This window comes from Spirosoma koreense (assembly GCF_054777875.1).
Window position 1 is genome coordinate 354,595 of record NZ_BAAHAC010000022.1, and the last position, 21,859, is coordinate 376,453.

Here is a 21,859-nt window from a genome sequence, read left to right on the forward strand (position 1 = left end):
GGAAGGGAAAAACACGGGTCTGAGTCGGCGGCTCGGGTGGCCGACAATGGCCTGCGGTATACCCTCCGCCGGGACCTTACTCAATCAAGTAATCTACGCGTATGAACCACAACTATTATCGACTGGGGCTGCTGCTGGCCCTGTGGCCCCTGGTCCAGCTAGCATCCGGCCAGAGTCTAACCATTGCCCAGCGGAGTCCTTCGGCCAACACCAACACGGCCGTTACGAACACCAACCTAACCCTGACCTTCAATCAGACGCTCAGCAATGATGACCTTACCACGGGGGGGCTGCGGGTGTTCAGTACCCAGCGGGGCGGTTTGCTGCGCAACAGTCAGGGGGGCAGTGCCAGCGTGAGCGGCAGCACGTTCACCTTCAACCCGTCGACCAACTTTCGCCCCGGCGAGACGGTGTTTGTTACTGCCACCACCGACATCCGGAGCACCACTGGTGCTCGCCTGAGCCGGGGTCAGGTCCACCAGTTCACCACCCGGGTGGGGGGGACGGGCCGGGGGTATTTCACGGCGCCTGCTACCAACGCCGAGGTGAACGTGAAGGATCGTCCTAAAAGCATTGCGGTGGGCGACTTAGACGGGGACGGGGATCTAGACCTGCTCACCGCTAACGCGAACACCAGCGTGAGTGTGCGGTTCAACGATGGGTCGGGCAACTTCACCCCGCCTGACAATGACCCGAATAATTATGTGGGTAGTGGTGCCCAAGGCGTAATGGTAGGCGACATAGATGGGGATGGGGATCTGGACATGATTGTCGCTAACAGTAACAGTACGGACGTGAGCTTGCGGTTCAACGATGGGTCAGGCAATTTCTCGAGGCCCGCCACCAACGCTGAGGTGACCGTGGGTGACTCTCCCTATAGCGTGGCGTTGGGGGATGTGGATGGGGATGGGGATCTGGACCTGCTGGCCGCTAATTTTTACGGCGCCAGCGTGAGTGTGCGGCTTAACAATGGATCGGGCATCTTCACCGCCCCGACTCTCAACCCGGACCCTGGTGTAGGGAGTCGTCCCTACAGCGTGGCGTTGGGGGATGTGGATGGGGATAGGGATCTGGACATGCTCGTCACTCATTTATACAGCGACAACGTGAGTGTGCGGCTCAACAATGGGTCGGGCAACTTCACTCCCCCCGCTACCAACGCTGAAGTAGGCGTGGGTGAATTACCGCAAAGCTTGGCGGTAGGGGATGTGGATGGGGATGGGGATCTGGACTTTCTGACCGCTAATGCGGGCAGCAACACCGTGAGTGTGCGGCTCAACAACGGGGCGGGTGCTTTCACGGCTCCCGTCACTAACTCAGAGGTAGGCACAGGAGGTGGTCCTACAACTATAGCGCTGGGGGATGTGGATGGGGACGGGGATCTGGACTTTGTGACCGCTAATTCTAATGGCAACAACACCGTGAGTGTGCGGCTCAACAACGGGTCAGGCAGCTTCATTCCGCCCATCACGAACCCGAATGTGGGCACGGGAGAGGGTGTCTATGGCTTGGCGCTGGGGGATGTGGATGGGGACGGGGATCTGGACTTTGTGACCGCTAATTATTACAATTTCAATTACGGCGAATACATCGTGAGTGTGCGGCTTAACGGGCCTTTTCCTGCGCCCACCATCACGGGGCTGACCACCAGCCCCAGCCCCGCCTGTGCAGGCCAACCGCTCACCTTTCAAGCCACCCTGGGCAACCTCAGCAGCAGCTACACCTACACGCTGACTAATGGCAGCACCACCATCAGCGGTACGGGCACTACGTCGCCTTTTAGCCAGAGCCTGACGGCCAGTGGCTCAGGAGTGCAGACCTTCACCCTGAAGGTGACCAACAGCCAAGGACAAATCGCCACGGCCACCACCAATGTGACGGTCAGTCAATGCGTTACCCTGTCGGGGCTATCGGCCGACCCCAACTCCATTTGTGCGGGCCAACCCATCGCCTTCCAGGCTAGTGTGGGTAAGCTGGGCGGCAGTTACAGCTACACCCTTACCAATGGCAGCAGCACCACCAGTGGTACGGCCACCAGCTCGGCCTTCAGTCAGTCTCTGACCGCCAGCGGCTCGGGGGTACAGACCTTCTCCCTGACGGTGGCCACCCCCGACCAGCGCGCTACGGCCACCACCAGCGTGACGGTCAGCCAATGCATCACCCTGTCGGGGCTATCGGTCAGCCCCAACCCCGTCTGTGCGGGCCAACCCGTCACCTTTCGGGCTAGTGTGGGCACCCTGAGCGGCAGCTACAGCTACACCCTCTCGAACGGTAGCACTACCCTCAGCGGCACGGCCACCGGCACGGCCTTTACGCAGCCCCTGCCAGCCAGGGACTCAGGGGTGCAGACGTTTACCCTGACGGTGGCCACCCCCGACCAGCTCGCCACGGCCACCACCACGGTGACGGTTAATCAATGCCTCACCAGTACAGGGCAAGCGCCGAGCCGCAACGCCATCTATGCGCCGGTGCAATCCGGGGTGAACCTGCTCTTCAATCAGCTGCTCAGCAACAATGCCGCCACACTGGGGGGCGTGCGGGTGTTCAGCGCCCAGCGGGGCGGTTTGCTGCGCCACGGGCAGGGGGGCACCGCCAGCGTAGCGGGCCTGACGGGCGGCAGCTCTAACCGGCTGAGCTTCAACCCGTCGACCAACTTCAAGCCGGGGGAGACCGTATTTGTTACCAGCACAACGGCCATCCAGAGTACGGGGGGGAATACGGCTCCTCGTCAGGTCTACCAGTTCACCACCGGGGTGTTGGGTACGGGCCAGGGCTACTTCACTCCCCCCGCTACCAACCGGGAGCCTGGGGTGGGCGGCACGCCCTATAGCGTGGCGGTAGGGGATGTGGATGGGGATGGGGATCTGGACCTGTTGACCGCTAATTATAACAACGCCAGCGTGAGTGTACGGCTTAACAACGGGTCGGGCAGCTTCACCCCCCCGGCCACCAACCCGGAGCCTGGCGTAGGGAGTTATCCCCGCAGTGTGGCGTTGGGGGATGTGGATGGGGATGGGGATCTGGACCTGGTGACCGCTAATTTCGGCAACTCCAGCGTGAGTGTACGGCTCAACAACGGGTCGGGCAGCTTCACCCCCCCGGCCACTAATCCGGAGCCTGGCGTAGGGGATGGTCCCATTAGTGTGGCGTTGGGGGATGTGGATGGAGACGGCGATCTGGATCTGGTGACGGCCAATTATAGCAGCGCCAGCGTGAGTGTGCGGCTCAACGATGGGTCGGGCCACTTCACTACTCCGGCCACCAACCCTAACCCGGGGGTAGGCGATCAGCCTCGCAGCGTGGCGTTGGGGGATGTGGATGGGGACGGCGATCTGGACCTTTTGGCCGCTAATTATAGCAGCGCCAGCGTGAGTGTACGGCTCAACAACGGGTCGGGCCACTTCACCCCCCCGGCCACTAATCCGGAGCCTGGCGTAGGCAGTCGTCCCTACAGTGTGGCGGTAGGGGATGTGGATGGAGATGGGGATCTGGACCTGGTGACCACTAATTATTTCATGAACACGGTGAGTGTACGGCTCAACGATGGGTCGGGCCACTTCACCCCCCCGGCCACTAATCCGGAGCCTGGCGTAGACGGTGCTCCCGTCAGCGTGGTATTTGGGGATGTGGATGGGGATAGTGATCTGGACCTGGTGACCGCTAATGAGTTAGGCACTAGCGTGAGTGTACGGCTCAACAATGGGTCGGGCAGCTTCACCCCCCCGGCCGCCAACCCCAACCCGGGGGTAGGCTATGTCCCTCGCAGCGTGGCGTTGGGGGATGTGGATGGAGATGGGGATCTGGACATACTGGCCGCTAATTTTAACAACTCCACCGTGAGCGTGCAGCTCAACGGGCCCCTTCCTCTCACCCTGTCGGGTCTGTCGGCCAGTCCCAATCCCGTCTGTGCGGGCCAAGCCCTCTCGGTGACGGCCAGTGTGGGCAATCTCACTACCAGCTACAGCTACACCCTCTCCAACGGCAGTACCACCCTCAGCGGCTCGGCCACCACCCCCACCTTTAGTCGGAGCCTGACGGCCAGTGGCTCGGGGGGGCAGAGCCTCACCCTGACGGTCAGCAGCCAGGGACAAGTCGCCACGGCCACCACCTCCCTGACGGTGACTGCTGCGCCCACGGCCAGTGCCTTTGCTTCCTCCACGACGGCCCTGGTGGGCGATGTGATTAGCCTGTCGGCCAGTGGAGGAACCAGTTATCTGTGGACCGCCCCACCGGGCGCTACCCTCACCTCGCCCGCCACCACTTCCACCGTCTCGGCCACGCTGACCAGTGCCGGCCTGCAGACCTTTACCGTCACCGTCAGTCAGGGCAGTTGTAGCCAGACGACCACCGTGACCGTGACGGCGATTCAACTGCCCGACCTGACGCTGGTGCTCTACGCCCGTCCCTCGACGGCTAGGGGCAATCAGCCCATCAGTGTGGTGGTGGACGTGTTTGAGCTCAACGGGTTGCCCACCACCGCTCCGCTGACCCTGAAGATATCCAAAGATGCCAGGGTCAATCTAAGCCTGGATACGGGTCTGAGCAGTGTGGGGGGCCAGCCGGTGCAGAACAGCCAGTGGCAGCTGAGTGGTCCCAGTGGCGGGTTCTATACCCTGACCAGCAACGGGGTGCTGAACGGCACTAGCTTGTCGGTGGGTTTGACGGGAGTGCTGTCGGCAGGTTCCTCGACGGGGGTGGTGACGGTGAGTGCGACGGTGGTGGGGGGCGAAGAGGCCAGCCTGGACAACAATACCGACGCCGACAAGATCGAGTACTTTCCCCAGTAAGGCCCACCTACCCGTCCGCCGGGAGCATTAGCTTGGCGGACGGGTAGGTTTATGTTCTTTATATGTCGCGTTACTGTTTGAGTTATGGCTGGTTGGTATGGCTGTCGGTACGGGCAGGCTGCCTGCCGGAAGTTAACCGCTTGTTTGAGGGCTCGCTCCGTGGGGTGCTGGCCCATCAGCCGGGCTTTATCGAGGCCCAGTTTTTAACCGAGCCGGGCCAGGATCGGTGTCTGGTAGTGAGCCTGTGGGTGAGCGCAGACTGCTGTCAGCGGGCCCAAAGCAGCCATGCCTGCCAGACGGTGTTTCAGCAACTGGGGGTGTATTTTGCGGCCCAGCCCACGGTAGCCTGCTGTGAGGTGATGGGTCAGATCAACTAATCTTATCCGAAATCGTATAAGTCAATGCTGGTTTGTCAGGACGATACAACGGTATCTAGTCCCTGTTTTTTACGGACGTTTTTCTGAATGGTTTTGACAACTTACGATGACTTGTTCAATGAGTAAAGATGATTGCCTCTCCGGCACCGAGTATCGATGAATAGATCCTACAAATACCTATAAAGTACACCTTATAGCCACTTGCCCTTACCGACTCACCAAGCAACAGGGCTACTGCCGAACAGCGTGGTCTGCGACCTGTGATGATACCCCGGCTGGCTTCGGGTTCTGCAACGCTCTTTCAGATTACCGAACTGCAACTGCGGGTACGTAATCAGCTGGTGAGTAAACAGCGCCAACGGGAGTGGGTGCAGGCCAGTCAGCGGAATCCCGACCTAAATCGACCGACCCTTTTCTGGTCCGCCTGTATGTTCTCTTCGATGCCAACCTGAGCGATGCGGGCTTTGGCCTTGACCAACTGATAGGCGAACTAGGCCTGAGCCGCGCCACCCTGTTCTAGAAAGCAAAAGCCCTGACGGGGCTGACGGCCCACGAGCTGCCGCCCAACTACCGGCTCAAGCAGGTTACACACCGACTACGCTCGGGTTTCTCGGTGCGTGAGACGGCCTATCAGGTGGGCTCCGAGCGTGCGGCCTACTTCAGTAAGTGTTTTCAGGAGCTCTGCCAGGCGCGTCCCAGTGAGGCTGTTGCGCAAGGCTGATCAGGCACTTTTGCTCTTATTTTCTGGTGGTTTGGCCCAGGATGGACCAATTGTTATCGTATTTGGATCATTTGTTATCGTCTGAGGGGGTACTCACGCCCTACTTTTGAGCGTGTCCTGGAAGGGAAAAACACGGGGCTGAGTCGGCGGCCCGGGTGGCCGACAATGGCCTGGGGTATACCGTCCGCCGGGACCTTACATCAGTCTGTAATCTACTCTACGCGTATGAAACACTACTACTACCGACTGGGGCTGTTGCTGGCCCTGTGGCCCCTGGTCCAGCTGGCCTTGGGCCAAGGTCTGACCCTTAACGGGCTCAATCCGGTTCGCAACGAACGCTATGCGCCTGTGCAATCCGATGTGACCCTGCTCTTCAATCAGGGGCTCAATAATAATGCCGCTACGCTGGGGGGCGTTCGGGTGTTCAGTGCCCAGCGGGGCGGTTTGCTGCGCAACAGTCAGGGGGGCACCGCCAGCGTGAGCGGCAGCGTGCTTAACTTCAACCCGTCGACCAACTTCAAACCCGGGGAGACCGTGTTTGTTACCAGCACAACGGCCATCCAGAGCACCAGTGGTGCCCGGCTGAACCGAGGTCAGGTCCACCAGTTCACTACTGGGGTAGGGGGAACAGGTCGGGGCTACTTCACTCCCCCGGCGCCCATCTCTAACCCTAGCGTAGGGATTGGCCCCTCCAGCGTGGCGTTGGGGGATTTGGATGGGAACGGGGATCTGGACCTGGTGACGGCTAATTTTAATAGCTCCACCGTGAGTGTGCGGCTCAATAATGGCACGAAGAGCTTCATGCCCCCGCTGAACGAACCTCGGGTAGGGTTGAATCCTTCCAGCGTGGCAGTAGGGGATTTGGATGGGGACGGGGATCTGGACTTACTAATCGCTAATTATGGCAGCAACAGCGTGAGTGTGCGGCTCAATGATGGTGGATTTGCTAACTTCACTAACCCGAATATTAACTCTGACCTTGACGTAGGGAGTGGTCCCTACAGCATAGTGTTGGGGGATGTGGATGGGGATGGCGATCTGGACTTTCTGACCGCTAATTCTAACAGTACTAACGTAAGTGTGCGGCTTAACGACGGGTCGGGCCACTTCACCGCTCCCGCGACCAACCCGGAGCCGGGCGTAGGAGATGGCCCTTCCAGCATAGTGTTGGGGGATTTGGATGGGGATGGCGATCTGGACCTGCTCACCGCTAATCGGTACAGTAACAGCGTGAGTGTACGGCTCAATAATGGATCGGGCAACTTCACCGCCCCGACCACCAACCCCAACCCTGGAGTAGGCAGTGGTCCCGTCAGCGTGGCGGTAGGGGATGTGGACGGGGACGGGGATCTGGACCTGGTGACGGCTAATTTTAATAGCTCCACCGTGAGTGTGCGGCTCAACAATGGGTCAGGCAACTTTACCCCCCCGGCTCTCAACCTGGAGCCTGGCGTAGGGGATAGTCCCCTTAGCATAGTGCTGGGGGATGTGGATGGGGATAGTGATCTGGACCTGGTGACGGCTAATTATAAAAACGACAACGTAAGCGTACGGCTTAACGACGGGTCGGGCAAGTTCACCGCTCCGGCCATCAACCCTAATCCTAGTGTAAAAGCCGGTCCCAGTAGCGTGGTGTTGGGAGATATGGATGGAGACGGGGATCTGGACCTGCTCACCGCTAATACTCAAGACGACAACGTAAGTTTACGGCTTAACGGCCCCTTTCCTCTCACCCTGATCAGCCTGTCGGCAAGCCCCAACCCCGTCTGTGGGGGCCAAGCCCTCACGATGACGGCCAGTGTAGGCAACCTCAGCGGCAGCTACAGCTACACGCTCACCAATGGTAGCAGCACCACCAGCGGCACAGCCACCAGCTCGGCCTTTACTCAGTCCTTGACCGCCAGTGGCTCGGGGGTGCAAAGCTTCACCCTGACGGTCAGTAGTGAGGAACGAGTCGCCACGGCCACCACCAGCGTGACGGTCACTGCCGCCCCCACGCCCAGTCTGGTCAGCAGTGGCTCGCTCAGCTGTGCCAGATCCAGCGTAACACTGACGGCCTCGGGCGGGGGGACTTACCGCTTCAGTGCTGGCGCTACCCCGCTCAATGGGGGTAACACCGCCACGGTAAGTACGGCCGGGGTGTACAGTGTGACTGTAACGGCAGACAATGGCTGCTCGGCGGTGGCCAGCACAACGATAAGCAATGGCCCCCCCATCAGTGTTAGCAATCCGGCCACTACCTCCCTGGGGGTCGGTCAGGGGGTTACGCAAGCCTTCACGGCATCGGGGGGGGCGAGTCCCTACAGTTTTAGTGTGGCCAATGGGAGTCTGCCCCCAGGGCTGAGTCTGTCGAGTACGGGCCAATTGACAGGCAGTCCCACTCAGGTGGGTAATTTTACGGCCATCATTCAGGCTACCGATGCGGTTGGCTGCTTTGGGCTGGGGGCTCCCTACGTAGTCAACGTAGCTCCCTTCAGCATTACCGGTCAGCCCCCGGCCAGCCTGTCTGTTTGTGTGGGCAGCCCCGTCAGTGTGGGCGTGAGCATTTCGGGTACACCCACCGCCTACCAGTGGTACAAGGACAATACCCTCTTATCGGGCCAGACCTCGGCTACCCTCTCGCTGGCATCGGCCAGTTCCCCGGATGCGGGTAGTTATTTTGTCGTGATCACGGGGGGAGGAGTGAGTCTGACCAGCACCGCCGTTAATCTGACGGTTCGGCCCTTGTTGCCCGCCCGTCTGTACGTCAACGCCAGCGCCACGGGCGCCAACACTGGCCTGGACTGGGCCAATGCCTTTACCGACCTGCAATCGGCCCTCAACGCGGGCAGCGCCTGTGGAAATAATCTGCGGGAGATCTGGGTAGCCGGGGGCGTTTACAAACCTACCGCCACGGGCAATCGCTTCGTTTCCTTTCAACTGCTCTCCGGGGTGGCCCTTTACGGAGGGTTTGTGGGGAACGAAACGGCCCTCTCCCAGCGCCCAGTGGTCAATCCCAATCCCGGTCCTGGCGGGGCATCGCAGCCCAGCAGCAGCACCCTGAGTGGGGATATCGGCCAACCGGGAAATGCCCTGGACAACAGCCAGGGGGTCGTTGTCGGGAGAGAGCTTGCTCCCACCACTGTGCTGGATGGCTTTGTCATCACCGGTGGCCGAGCCGAGGCATCTGCGGGGGTTGTTGGGGGGGGGCTATCGAACTACGCTAATACGGGCAGTGGTAGTCCCACGCTGACCAACCTGCTCTTTACGAACAACTACTCCGCTAGTGCGGGTGGTGCCATCTTAAATTATGGGCTTGGCGATGCGGTTAGTCCGACCATCAGTAATTGTCGCTTTGAGCAGAACATGTCCGTTACTGGAGGGGCAATCACCACCGCTTCTTCCAGCGGCAACAGCCGTCCGGTGATCACCAACTGTTTCTTTGCGGGCAATAGTTCTACTCAGGGCGGAGCCATGGCTAGCGTTTCGTTGGGGGGCACGCTGAGTTTGGTGATTACCAACTGCGCCTTTCAGGGCAATAGCGCTCCCCAGGGCGGAGCGCTCTATCAGGCCACAACCCAGACGGGGATCATCAATGCCCTCATTACCAACTGCTCGTTTGGGAGCAATCGGGCGGGGGCGGGTGGCGCTCTCTACAATGCTACCTCGTACGGGGGGACGTCTGGCGGCTCAATCGGGCTAACGCTGGCTAACAGCGCGCTGTTTGACAATGGCGGAGCCAGCACCCTCTCTAACTCGGGTTCGGTGACCTTGGCCGCCCGCTACAGCCTCCTGGAGACTTCGGTCACGGGCTATACGGGTGGAGGGGGTAACCGAACCACGGCCAGTTCACCCTTCGCCAATCCCACCAGCCTGCTTTTAGGAGCGGGCTCGCCGGCCATCAATGCGGGTGATAACGGGACTTACCAGACGGCGGGGGGACCTTCCACCGACCTGGCAGGAAACGTCCGGATCCAGCAGACCACCATCGATATGGGCGCTTACGAGAATCAGACGCCCTGCACACCAGTGGCTTTCACCTCACCTCTGGCGTCGGGCTCGGCCCTCTGTGTGGGCGGAAGCGTGCAGGTAACGACTACACTCAGTGGAGAACCCATCTCTTACCAGTGGTATAAAGACGGCGCTTTGCTGGCAAGCCAGCGCAGCGCTACGCTGAGTTTGACGGGTCTTCAACTGAGCGATGCAGGCCGCTATGCGCTGGTAGTAACCGATGGCTGCAATCCCGCAACCCCCACCAGCCTGACTTCGGCGGCCTTCAGCCTGACGGTGACTGCTGCTCCCACGGCCAGTGCCTTTGCGTCCTCCACGACGGCCCTGGTGGGCGATGTGATTAGCCTGAGTGCCAGTGGCGGAACTAGTTATCTTTGGACCGCCCCACCGGGCGCTACCCTCACCTCGCCCGCCACCGCTTCCACCGTCTCGGCCACGCTGACCAGTGCCGGCCTGCAGACCTTTACGGTCACGGTTAGTCAGGGCAGTTGTAGCCAGACGACCACCGTGGCCGTGACGGCGATTCAACTGGCCGACCTGACGCTGGTGCTCTACGCGCGTCCCTCGACGGCCAGGGGCAATCAGCCCATCACCGTGGTAGTCGATGTGTTTGAGATCAATGGCATTCCTACCAGTGGTCCCATCACGCTGAAAATCGCCAAAGATGCTAACCTCACGCTGAGCTTCGATGGGAGCTTGAGCAGTGTGGGTGGCCAGCCGGTGCAGAACAGCCAGTGGACGTTTGGGGGTCTCTCGGGCGGGTATTACACGTTGACCAGCAGTGGGGTGCTGTCCGGCACAAGCTCGTCGGTGGGGCTGACGGGCACGCTGTTGGGAGGGTCCTCGACGGGGGTGGTGACGGTGAGTGGGATTGTGTTGGGGGGCGGGGAGGCAGCCCTTGACAACAACACCGATGCCGACAAGATCGAGTACTTTCAGCAGTGATGGGCTGTTAGTCCAGTTAGCTTATGACTGAGTTTAGAACCAGGCTCGTTAAATCAATGGGTCTTTGAATCCCCTGGTATCCGTTCAAGGCTTCCTCAGCGAGTGGGCTAAGCACTACTTGCTGAGGAAGCCTCGAACGGACGGTACAGGCAACCAACTTTACTCTATGACCAAGCCTGATATGCTGAAACTACCGGGTCTTGCCCCGCTGGCGCTGAGCCAGGTGCTTTACCTGCAGGGAGCCGGCAATTACACGATCGTTCATCTACTCACGGGTCGGCGTTATTTCCCGGCCAGCGGCAAAGTTATCGGCGAAATCAGCCACCAGCGTGCAAAAAAAGTTTGTCTATAAGTATCAGCGGCATATCGACAGCTTATACACCTGAACCGGTCAAAAAGAGAACCGGTCTGGCTGCCTGTCACTTCTTTTAGGCCTTTAGTGATTGCCGGTTGGATAGGAGAGTGAGCATAAATCGATGACATGATCCGTAGCGTAATATGTATCCGTTGACCATCAACCATTGGCTGAACTTCCATGCCCAGTTTCGTCCCGATCACCTGGCGTTTGTTTTTGGGGAGGTCCGCCTGACATTTGGGGAGTTGAATCAGGGGGTTAACCGAATGGCCAATGCATTCCGGTCGGCAGGTATTGAAAAAGGCACTTGTGTGGCTACGGTGTTACCCAACAGTCCAGAGCTTTATCAGGCCTTCTGGGCAGTAGCCAAACTGGGCGCCGTATTAGTGCCGATGAGTCCGCTGGTGCGGGGCCTGGGCTTAGTAAATCTCCTCAATGATGCCGATTCTGTACTTATCCTGACGGATAGTGCCCATGCGCCCTTTCTGGACGAAATCCGTTCTCAGCTATATATATCCGGAACAAACTACTGGCTAACCGACGGTACGTTACCTGGCTGGCAATCCTATCCAGATCTATGGCGGTCGGCCTCCGCTGCCGAGCCCGCTTCGCCCGACCTGGTTGGCGACGATCTCTACGACATTATGTACAGTAGCGGCACTACTGGGTTGCCCAAAGGAATCATGCATTCTCATTTTGTTCGGTCGATGTATGGTTCGCTGTTCGCCAACGCGTTCCGAATTCGGCCCGAGAGCGTTGTTCTGCATTCCGGCTCCATCGTGTTCAACGGGGCTATGCTGACGTTTATGCCTGCTATGTTCATCGGTTGCACGTATATATTGTTGAAAGAATTCTCGGTTAAAGCCGTTTTGGGGACGATCGCCCGCGAAGAGGTCACTCACACGATTCTAGTGCCTACGCAACTCTCGGCCTGCCTGCAAGACCCAACCTTTACGCTGGGTCAGCTTCCCACGGTAGAATACATTCTGTCGGTAGGTGCTCCATTGCTGAGCGAACAGAAACAAGCGCTGATCCGTCGATTTCCGGCGACGTTTTACGAATTGTATGGCTTAACGGAAGGCTTCATGACGGTGCTGGACAAAACCGTTTCGGATCTGAAAACCGGCTCGGTCGGTCGTCCACTCTGGTTTTCAGACCTGAAAATCGTCGGCGAAGCGGGTGGCGAACTACCCGCCGGCGAAGTTGGAGAAATTACGGGCCGTGCTCCCTTCCTGATGACAGGCTATTACAAAAATCCGAAGCTAACGGCGGAAGTACTTCGTGATGGGTGGCTATATACCGGTGACCTGGGTTATGTGGATCAGGATGGCTATCTTTATTTAGCAGGCCGGAAGAAAGAGTTGATTATTTCAGGTGGGGTCAACGTGTACCCCAAAGACATTGAAGAAGTAATGATTCGTCATCCGATGGTCAGTGAAGTGGCTGTGTTCGGCATACCCCATCCCAGCTGGGGCGAAACTCCTGTTGCTGCCGTCCGTCTCAGGACCAATGTGGCACTTACGGAGCTGAAAGACTGGACGAATGACCGTCTGGAAGCGCGCTATCAACGCATTTTCGACGTGATGCGGGTAGATGAATTTCCCAGGAACGTAGCGGGTAAAATTCTGAAGAATGACTTACAACGGCAATATGCCGACCTACTCGCAAACCGCTCAGGTACAGGCTTATCCTAACGACGACCGATATGACACGGCAAACCATTCGGCTACTGCTTACGCTGTTCTACGTATTGACTTATTCAATCGTAAATGCCCAGACAACGGGTAGACTTTCCCGGTCCGATTCTGTCCGCACTGGCGTTGCTGCGAATCAAAATGACTGCGGCTGTCAGCAGTTAGGTAAACTAGCCCTCCCAGGCGCAACAATTACTACGGCGGAATGTGTCTCCGCCGGGACGTTTACACCGCCAGGAAGCAACCAGCCGATTACTGGTTTACCCTCGTTCTGCCGGGTAGCGGCAACATTGACCCCCGTCCCAAATTCGGCTATTCATATTGAAGTCTGGCTGCCGACAGCCAATTGGAACGGACGATTTCTGGGAACGGGTACGGGTGGGGGAGCCGGTAGTGTTGCGTATGAGGCACTGGCCAATGGCGTTAAGCGAGGATTCGCTACCACCAATACCGACATGGGTACATCACCCAATGCCAACCAGGCCGTCGGACATCCCGAACGTTGGACCGATTTTGGGCACCGAGCTACCCACCAGATGACGGTAAGTGCGAAAGCCATTACCCAGGCTTATTATAAAAAACCTTTCCATCATGCTTATTTTGCCGGTTGTTCGACGGGGGGCCAACAGGCGTTAATGGAATCCCAGCGCTATCCGGACGACTATGATGGTATTTTGGCGGGTGCACCCGCCAACAATCGGACGCACCTGCACACCGGCTTTGTGTGGAACTACAAAGCGACCAATCAGATACCCGGCAGTGCGTTTCTACCCAAAGAAAAACTAGCTCTCATCACCACTGCCGTCATGAAAGCCTGTGCTGGTAAAGACGGTGGAGCGCCCGGAGATAATTTCCTGACCGACCCCAGAGCTTGCCGGTTCGATCCGGAAATCCTACCCCGATGTCCAGACGGAACCGACGATGGAAACTGTCTCACCCAGGCGCAGGTAACGGCCCTGAAAAAAATATATGCAGGGCCGATCAATCCTCGGACGGGCGAACGGATTTACACACCCTTACCCCTCGGCAGTGAAGCCGGAATCGAGTATCAGCAAAATCCGGCTCAGGCACCCGGCTCTCTTTTTTATCAATACAAATGGGTATTCGGCGCTGATTTCGATTATACAACCTTCGATTTTGACCGCGATCAGACCCGACTGGATTCTGTACTGGCTCCGATCCTGAATGCAAATAACCCTGACTTAGAATCCTTTAAGAAGCGGGGTGGGAAATTGGTAATGTATGCTGGAACGGCTGACCCCTTGGTTCCTTATCAGGATGCGCTTCATTATTATGAACGGGTTGTTGAGCGGCAAGGCGACTTGAAACGGACCCAGGCGTTTTTTCGGTTTTTTCTCATCCCTGGCATGGCTCACTGCGGAGGAGGGCCGGGTTTAAATGACTGCGGGCAACACCTGTCGCTTCAGGGAAATCAGGATAGCAGGCATGATCTACTCAATGCCTTGATTAACTGGGTAGAACACGACTCTGCCCCTGATCAACTGATTGCCACGGCGTATAAAGACGGTATTGTTACGAATGAGATCCGATTCCAGCGTCCGATCTATCCGTATCCGAAGCTTCCTACCTATAAGGGTGGTGACCCCAATTCTCCAGCTAGTTTTCAGGGGATTGATTATCCATACGGTAACGTCTTGAAGCCTGCTGAAAAATATGTTAAGTGAATTTATACCTGTTGAGGTCTTATCCTGATTTATACCGGGTTTTCGCAGGTATTTTCGAACAGGCTTTAACCTAGGGCAACAACTTAGTTTGCCAATAGTGATCCAGTTGAAAAACCATTATTAACCTTTCTGTAACCGCGTTCAGGTTTATAAATTATCGGCTGAATTGATAGAACTTCAGCTAAAATATATTTTTGTATAATACTGAGTATTATTTGAATTATCTCCCCTATTAACCAGCATATCCACTTCCGTCGGGACGTACAAGGCTAGTTAATGAATCGCTCTTAATAGGGAAGAGATTATGCTGAAACTCAACATAGACCAGCCGGCACCTAATACTTGGGAGAAAACGGACGAAACGCTGATCTGGCAGCAGTTTAGAGAAGGTCATCAGGAAGCCTTCCAGAAGCTGGTGCAGCATTTTTACCGGGAACTTCACTTTTACGGTGGACGATTCACCCGCGATTCTGATCTGCTGAAAGATTGCCTGCAGGATCTGTTTCTGGATATGTGGACCTATCGGCACAAGATTGTGCAAACGCCTTACATCCGGCCTTACCTCTACAAATCATTAAGGCGAAAAATACATCGGGAAGTGATGCGCCATTCGGCTCTTATCAGTGAAGATGGTGTTCCGTTCGATGATGTCAGTTCAGAAGAGATTACCGCCGAACAAGCCCTGATTCGTACTGAATTGTCTGAATACCAGACAGCTCGCTTAAACACACTGCTGGCAACCCTTTCCGACCGGCAGCGCGAAGCCATTCACCTGAAATTTTATGCGGAATTATCGAACGATGAAATCGCTGATGTACTGGCGGTCAACAAACAATCGGTGGCGAATCTGCTGCATCGTGGTCTGAGCCGGTTGCGGGAAAGCTGGCCATCGCTGCTATCATTGTTCGGCTGGTGGTTAAACGAGTCGATTTCCAAATAACCATTGCGTACTGAGTATACTCCTGCTTAACATCCCAATTTATTCCCGAACTGGCTGACTCTCATACGCTATGAAAACGTATCAATACTATACCGTCGAGGATTTTCTGACCGATAACTGGTTTCTGGCCTGGGTAAAACACGATCACCCCGAAGCGCGGCAATTCTGGGAGGAATGGCAAAAACAGAATCCAGCCCAGCGGCATACGTTGCTGTTGGCTAAAGACATGGCAGAAGCCCTTAAAAATCGTCCCCATGCCTTGTCTGCCGATCAGGAGCGTCTGGAAGTGGACCGGATTGTTAAACTGACCCGACACGTACCGACGCAATCAAAATGGCAAATCCTTAAAAGCGCTTGGAGTCCGTATCACTGGCTGGCTGCCGCTTTGGTGGTCCTGGTCCTGGGTGCAGGCTGGTGGTTTATTGAAGGACGACAATCGTTACCATCTTTAGCCGGGAAGAGCCCCTTTTTCAGCCCAGAGAAAGCCTCGAATGATCGGTGGGTAAATCAGGTGAACGGTACCTCTCAGCCAGTTCGCCTTTCGCTGCCCGATGGGAGCCAGATGACCCTGATGGCGTATAGTCAGGCATCGTACCCACGCTCGTTCGATGCCGATAGGCGCGAGGTTTACTTGAAAGGAGATGCCTTGTTTTCGGTTGTTCACGAAGGAAAACGGCCGTTTCTGGTTTATAGTGGCACCTTGGTTACCCGCGTCCTGGGCACCCGTTTTCGGGTTCAGGCGCGCCCAGGCGAAACCCATATGCGGGTATCGGTTATATCCGGGAAGGTATCCGTTATGGACCATAAAGCCTGGATGGCTTCCCGAACGTCGAGTAGTAACCCGGTGTCGGGCGTGGTACTGACGGCCAATCAGCAGGTAACGTACAATCCGGGTCTGAATAGCTATCAGAAAGAACTGGTACCCAGGCCTATGGTGGTTCCTGCAGCCGCAGAAAATCATGAAACCTTCCATTTCGACGATATCCCGGCTACGAACGTTTTCGACCGACTAAAAAAAGCGTATGGTGTAGAAATCATCTATGACGCTTCGGCTTTGCGGCATTGCACCCTCACAGCCTCGTTGGCAGGTGTTCCGCTGTATGATCAACTGCAATTATTATGTGCCTCCATCGGTGCATCGTATGAGGTAGTCGATACGCGGATCATCATTACCAGCAAAGGCTGCTCGTAAATAAGTGAAAAATGAAGAATGAAAAGTGTAGAATAGATTACGTGTTGCTACCAAACAGCCCTTCCATTTCTTCATTAGTTATTCTTCATTTTTCACTCTTCATTCTTCATTAAAAAACCCGCTATGCTGCGAACATAGCGGGGGTATTGGACCGATCGGGCGGCTATTTCGGGCCACCGCCGACCGGTGTAGCTACTCCTTTGCCCGGAATAACTAAACCTACCCCAAGTTATGTACAAGTTTACAAACCACGAAACGATTCGGATGCTTATGCGAATGTCGCTACTCCAGTTGTTGCTTACGGTGGCATTGGCGAATGGAGCGCTGGCCGCGAAGGGCCAGGAGCTTCTGGAGCAACGGGTCAGCCTTCGGCTGGATAATAACACGATCCGACAGGCACTCCTAACGCTGGAAAAAACGGCGCATGTCAAGTTCGTCTATAGCCGACAGATCGTTCAGATTGACCGAAAAGTTTCCCTGTTGGTTTCGGAGGAAAAACTGGCTACGGTGCTCGAACGGCTATTGAGGCCCCTGCAACTACGGTATGTGGTGACCGGTAGTCAGATTGCCATTGTGCGTGGGCCATCCGCAGACGATATGGGCGACGTGGGGCCTGCTCCCTATGCCGCATCCGCCGAGTTTGCCGACCTAACCATCACCGGGACGGTCACCAGCGAAACGGGCGAAGGACTGCCAGGGGTGAGCGTCGTTCTCAAAGGTACCACGCGTGGCACCACCACCGATGCGGAGGGTACCTACAAGCTGGTTGTTCCGGATGATCCGGGCAGCAAAGCCACGACAACGCTGGTCTTTTCGTTTGTTGGCTACAGTAATCAGGAAGTGCTCGTTGGCAACCGCACCACAGTGGATGTACAGCTTGCGCCCGATCAGAAATCGCTGAATGAAGTGGTAGTCGTGGGCTACGGTACGCAGCAAAAAGAGGATATCACGGGCGCTATTGCCATTGCGTCGGCCAAAGAGTTAAAAGATCCGCCGGTAGCGCAGGTGGCGCAAATGCTACAGGGTAAACTGGTGGGGGTGCGTATCGACCAGGTAAGCGGACGCCCTGGCGAGGGCATGAACATCAAAGTTCGGGGGTCCGTGTCTATTACGGCTGGGGCTAACCCGCTGTATGTCGTTGATGGAATGCCGATTACGGGCGATATCAACACGATCAATCCGGCCGAAATAGAAAGCATCAGCGTGTTGAAAGACGCGGCTTCCTCCTCGCTCTATGGATCGCGGGCCGGTAATGGGGTGGTCCTGATTCAAACGAAACAAGCGAAAGCAGGCAAAACGCAAATTGATTTCAACGCCTACTACGGCTTTGAAAAGATTCCCGATGCCCGGAAGCTGAAAATGATGAACGCCGAGCAATACGCCCAGTTTCAGAAAGAAATTGCCGAATCGAATGGCAGGGCCGTAAATCCGGCTTTCCAGAATCCGGCGCAATACGCCGGGAAAGGCACCAACTGGTTTGATGTGGTTACCCGAACCGGTGCGGTTCAGAGTTATAATCTGACCCTCCGTTCCGGGGCTAAAAACTTCCTTACGTCCGTGACCGGTGGTTACTTTAAAGAGGATGGGGTTGTCATTGGGACAGGTTTTCAACGACTTTCGCTTCGGATCAATACGGTATTTACGCCCACCGATAAAGTCAAAATTGGCTTCAATCTGGCACCTAATTATGCTTATAACACCAATTATGCAACCGACGGAGGACCGTATGGTACCGAAAACATCATTTCCGGCGCGCTGGCAACAAGTCCACTTGCCAGTCCCTACAATGCCGACGGGAGTCTGGCGCTGACGGCCTCGGACCCAGCTTCGTTTGGAAACCCAAACTGGCTGCGCGTGGCTCAGGAAAAAGTGTATAAGAACAAAACCCAGGCATTACTTTCGAACGCCTACGTTGAATATGAAATCCTAAAAGGCTTAAAAGCCAAGACAACGGCCAATATTCAGCTGAGTAACAACAACATATTCCAGTTTAACCCATCGACCATTGGCGTTTTGTTTACCCCTCCGCCCCGGATTCCGAGCGGCTCCGATAATACGACGCGGATGTATAACTGGATGAACGAAAACTCGCTGACGTACCAGAAGGAAGTTAACGGTCATAGCATCGACGCGCTGGTGGATTTCACGGCCCAGCAGTTCCGAAGCGAAAACAATCTGATTACTGCCACCAATTACACCGATGATAAGGTGCAGGCCGTAAGTGCCGCCGGACGAACTGTCGTTACCAGCGACGTACAGAAATGGGCCTTGCTGTCGTTTCTGGCTCGTTTAAACTACAATTATAAAAGTAAATACCTCTTTACGGCCTCGGTTCGTCGCGATGGTTCATCGCGTTTTGGGCCCAACAACCGCTGGGGGAACTTCCCGTCGGCTTCGGTCGGCTGGATTGTTTCGAAAGAGGATTTCTGGCGCGTAACGCCCGTTTCATTTTTTAAGCTGCGGGCTAGCTACGGGATCACGGGTAATTTCGAGATCGGTAATTACTCCTTTCGGTCAACGGTCGGGCCGGTCTACTACGACTTCGGCAATACGCTTTTTCAGGGTAGGGCGGCCAACAATCTGGGCGATAATAACCTGGGCTGGGAACGAAAAAAGCAGTTTAACATCGGGGCGGATGTCTACCTGTTGAATGACCGGATTCAGTTGACGTATAACTATTACCGTACAACCTCCAGCGATCTGCTTTATAACGTATCCGTTCCCGTGTCATCCGGGTTTAGCAGTATTCAAACCAACATTGGCGAGTTGACATTCTGGGGCCATGAAATTGGCCTCAGCACGACCAATATTCGCAACAACCGGCTCACCTGGACAACGACTCTCAACCTGTCTTTCGACCGGAACCGGGTCGAAAAACTATCGACCGAAAAAACCAGTGCGATCTATCAGGGTATGGTCAACTACGGGTTCTACAGCCATATCTCGCAGGTGGGTTCGCCCGTTGGGTTGTTTTACGGAGCGGTTTGGGATGGCGTTTATAAAAATCAGCAAGATTTTGATAACTCACCCAAATACGCTGACTCGCAAGTAGGAACCATCAAATTTCGGGATCTGAATGGCGATGGGAAAATCACATTTCCGGAAGATTATACCACAACCGGTACGCCCTGGCCCAAGTTTATCTTTGGTCTGACCAACCAGGTCAATTTCCGGAATTTTGATCTCGGCCTAACGATTACGGGCAATTACGGAAACCAGATTCTGGCGCACTACGAGAACTGGCTGACCAATCTGGATGGGCCGTTTAACGTGCTGGAAGAAGTAAAAGACCGCTGGAAATCACCTACCGACCCCGGTGCTGGCAAATATGGCAGTGTGCAGCAGGGAACAACCTATCTGGAGCGCGACCGCTGGAGCACCCGGTACCTGAAAGACGGTAGCTTCCTGTCGTTCAAGAACATCACCCTGGGTTATACACTTCCGGTAAAGATAAAAACCATTCGGAGCCTGCGCGTATACAGCAGCATTCAGAATGCCTGGCTGATCACCAACTATCCGGGAAATCCGGAGGTGAACACGCGCAATGCAGCCAGCGGCAGTTCACCGGGTGTCGATGAAGGATCGTACCCCGTTCCCCGCACGGTTAGTTTCGGAGTAAATATCGGTTTCTAAAAAAGGATTCGTCATGAAAATCAAACTCATAGCCTTAAGCATCCTGTTTTTTTCGCTAAGTGCCTGCCGTGAATTTCTGGATGTCATTCCGGAAACGTCGTTAACGTCCGATAGCTTCTATAAGTCGCAGACCGACTTTGAACAGGCCGTCGGGGGCATTTATGCACCGCTTCAGGGACTTTATAATCAGGATTGGATCCTGAACGAGATGCGTTCCGACAATACCTACTTTATTTATAACGTAGCCCAGCGTGGCGGAAAGCCGCAGGAAGATCCAGCGACCTTTACGCTGGAAACCAACAATACGTATACGTCGGGCAAGTGGACCAACGGCTACCTGATTATTGCCCGTGCGAATCAGGTACTGAAAACAATCGATGCGGCCGGTTTCGATGACGCGGTTAAATCGAACCTGAAAGGGCAGGCGCTTTTTTTGCGGGCGTATGCGTATTTCGATCTGGTAAAAAACTTCGGGGGTGTTCCGCTGTTTCTGGAGCCAGCTACAGGCTACAAAGACACCTTTAAAGCAAGGGCTGAAGCTACCGACGTGTATAAGCAGATAACGATTGATGCCGCAGCCGCTGCCAAACTGTTGCCTGCCAAAGCGTCGGCACCGGGCCGGGCCACGTCGGGAGCCGCATATACGCTTTTAGCCGATGCCTATATCAATCAGAAATCCTGGCCGGAGGCCGAAACAGCCCTGAAAATAGTGACCACGCTTGGCTATAGCCTCTTGCCCAACTATGCGGATATTTTCAAACCGACCAACAAAGGCAACAGCGAACTGATCTTCGATGTGCAGTATGCCGAGGGAACCTCACAGGCAATTTATAATGCCTTGCCGTATCTGTTCATTCCCATACTGGCCGATCCATCGATACTGACGGGGGTAAAGCCTGCCTCGCAGCAGAATTACGGCGGCTACAACGTACCGACACCCGATTTGCTGAAGGCTTATGAAGATACACTCAAAGACCAGCGGTTTTCGGCATCTATCGGCTTCTATACGGGCCCCTCGCCCCTGATCGGTATTACCTACAATCATACACCTTACATCAAAAAATACCTGCATCCACACGCGGTCTATGGGCAAACGGCCGACAATGGGCCGATTTACCGGTATGCCGAAGTACTGCTGATGCTGGCCGAAGCCACGAACGAGCAAGGCCGTCAGGCCGATGCCGCTGGCCATCTGAATCAGGTTCGGGCACGGGCGGGCTTGCCTCCGCTGGCTGCTGGCAGTCAGGCTGATATGCGAATGAGTATTCTGAAGGAACGCCAGATTGAGCTGGCTTTTGAAAATAAGCGTTGGCACGATCTGGTTCGGAGCGGATTAGCCGTTCAGGTGATGACGGCTCAAGCTGCCAAAATCAAGGCCAATCCACAGGCGTATTACTATCCGGCGGGTAGTGCCCCCATCGCCACCGCTTTCAATATTACGGAGCGGGACCTGCTCTATCCGGTTCCCGTGAGTGAAATCATTACCAATCCTGATCTGAAGCAGAATCCAGGATATTGACTTGAGATAGCCTGTACTACC

12 protein-coding genes are annotated in these 21,859 nt (G+C 55.8%); all 12 read left to right on the forward strand.

The window, feature by feature from the left end; all coding sequences use genetic code 11:
* Nucleotides 1-101 precede the first annotated feature (101 nt).
* The 12 genes from ACYVC2_RS14950 to ACYVC2_RS15005 all read left to right on the forward strand — a co-directional run bounded on the left by ACYVC2_RS14950 (nucleotide 102) and on the right by ACYVC2_RS15005 (nucleotide 21,838).
* Complete coding sequence (locus ACYVC2_RS14950; RefSeq protein ID WP_461103254.1) at nucleotides 102-4,787, forward strand: beta strand repeat-containing protein; 4,686 nt, start codon at nucleotides 102-104, stop codon at nucleotides 4,785-4,787.
* A 62-nt stretch (nucleotides 4,788-4,849) separates the two neighbouring features.
* Nucleotides 4,850-5,164, forward strand: a complete 315-nt coding sequence (locus ACYVC2_RS14955; RefSeq protein WP_461103255.1) for an antibiotic biosynthesis monooxygenase — start codon at nucleotides 4,850-4,852, stop codon at nucleotides 5,162-5,164.
* Nucleotides 5,165-5,528: 364 nt separating this feature from the next.
* Nucleotides 5,529-5,684 (forward strand): hypothetical protein, encoded by a 156-nt coding sequence (locus tag ACYVC2_RS14960; protein WP_461103256.1) that lies wholly within the window; start codon nucleotides 5,529-5,531, stop codon nucleotides 5,682-5,684.
* 12 nt (nucleotides 5,685-5,696) lie between these two features.
* Nucleotides 5,697-5,885 (forward strand): hypothetical protein, encoded by a 189-nt coding sequence (locus ACYVC2_RS14965; protein WP_461107143.1) that lies wholly within the window; start codon nucleotides 5,697-5,699, stop codon nucleotides 5,883-5,885.
* Between the two features lie 225 nt (nucleotides 5,886-6,110).
* On the forward strand, nucleotides 6,111-10,820 hold the full coding sequence (locus ACYVC2_RS14970) for a beta strand repeat-containing protein (RefSeq protein ID WP_461103257.1): 4,710 nt from the start codon (nucleotides 6,111-6,113) through the stop codon (nucleotides 10,818-10,820).
* Nucleotides 10,821-10,986: 166 nt separating this feature from the next.
* The gene (locus ACYVC2_RS14975; protein ID WP_461103258.1) at nucleotides 10,987-11,172 is read left to right on the forward strand and encodes a hypothetical protein; all 186 of its coding nucleotides are present in this window, start codon (nucleotides 10,987-10,989) and stop codon (nucleotides 11,170-11,172) included.
* A 146-nt stretch (nucleotides 11,173-11,318) separates the two neighbouring features.
* Nucleotides 11,319-12,869, forward strand: a complete 1,551-nt coding sequence (locus ACYVC2_RS14980; RefSeq protein ID WP_461103259.1) for a class I adenylate-forming enzyme family protein — start codon at nucleotides 11,319-11,321, stop codon at nucleotides 12,867-12,869.
* Between the two features lie 11 nt (nucleotides 12,870-12,880).
* On the forward strand, nucleotides 12,881-14,554 hold the full coding sequence (locus ACYVC2_RS14985) for a tannase/feruloyl esterase family alpha/beta hydrolase (RefSeq protein WP_461103260.1): 1,674 nt from the start codon (nucleotides 12,881-12,883) through the stop codon (nucleotides 14,552-14,554).
* Nucleotides 14,555-14,858: 304 nt separating this feature from the next.
* Nucleotides 14,859-15,494, forward strand: coding sequence for an RNA polymerase sigma factor (locus tag ACYVC2_RS14990; RefSeq protein WP_461103261.1), 636 nt, complete (start codon nucleotides 14,859-14,861; stop codon nucleotides 15,492-15,494).
* A gap of 70 nt (nucleotides 15,495-15,564) precedes the next feature.
* Entirely contained in the window at nucleotides 15,565-16,686 is a 1,122-nt protein-coding gene (locus ACYVC2_RS14995) for a FecR family protein (RefSeq protein WP_461103262.1), read from the forward strand.
* A gap of 231 nt (nucleotides 16,687-16,917) precedes the next feature.
* The gene (locus ACYVC2_RS15000) at nucleotides 16,918-20,319 is read left to right on the forward strand and encodes a TonB-dependent receptor (protein WP_461103263.1); all 3,402 of its coding nucleotides are present in this window, start codon (nucleotides 16,918-16,920) and stop codon (nucleotides 20,317-20,319) included.
* Between the two features lie 13 nt (nucleotides 20,320-20,332).
* Nucleotides 20,333-21,838: a RagB/SusD family nutrient uptake outer membrane protein gene (locus ACYVC2_RS15005; protein ID WP_461103264.1), complete on the forward strand. Its 1,506-nt coding sequence runs from the start codon at nucleotides 20,333-20,335 to the stop codon at nucleotides 21,836-21,838.
* Nucleotides 21,839-21,859 lie beyond the last annotated feature (21 nt).

Bases quoted from the DNA above. Each gene is read 5' to 3' on its own strand.
- ACYVC2_RS14950 (WP_461103254.1), top strand. From the start codon at position 102: ATGAACCACAACTATTATCGACTGGGGCTGCTGCTGGCCCTGTGGCCC.
- ACYVC2_RS14955 (WP_461103255.1), top strand. From the start codon at position 4,850: ATGTCGCGTTACTGTTTGAGTTATGGCTGGTTGGTATGGCTGTCGGTA.
- ACYVC2_RS14970 (WP_461103257.1), top strand. From the start codon at position 6,111: ATGAAACACTACTACTACCGACTGGGGCTGTTGCTGGCCCTGTGGCCC.
- ACYVC2_RS14975 (WP_461103258.1), top strand. From the start codon at position 10,987: ATGACCAAGCCTGATATGCTGAAACTACCGGGTCTTGCCCCGCTGGCG.
- ACYVC2_RS14980 (WP_461103259.1), top strand. From the start codon at position 11,319: ATGTATCCGTTGACCATCAACCATTGGCTGAACTTCCATGCCCAGTTT.
- ACYVC2_RS14985 (WP_461103260.1), top strand. From the start codon at position 12,881: ATGACACGGCAAACCATTCGGCTACTGCTTACGCTGTTCTACGTATTG.
- ACYVC2_RS14990 (WP_461103261.1), top strand. From the start codon at position 14,859: ATGCTGAAACTCAACATAGACCAGCCGGCACCTAATACTTGGGAGAAA.
- ACYVC2_RS14995 (WP_461103262.1), top strand. From the start codon at position 15,565: ATGAAAACGTATCAATACTATACCGTCGAGGATTTTCTGACCGATAAC.
- ACYVC2_RS15000 (WP_461103263.1), top strand. From the start codon at position 16,918: ATGTACAAGTTTACAAACCACGAAACGATTCGGATGCTTATGCGAATG.
- ACYVC2_RS15005 (WP_461103264.1), top strand. From the start codon at position 20,333: ATGAAAATCAAACTCATAGCCTTAAGCATCCTGTTTTTTTCGCTAAGT.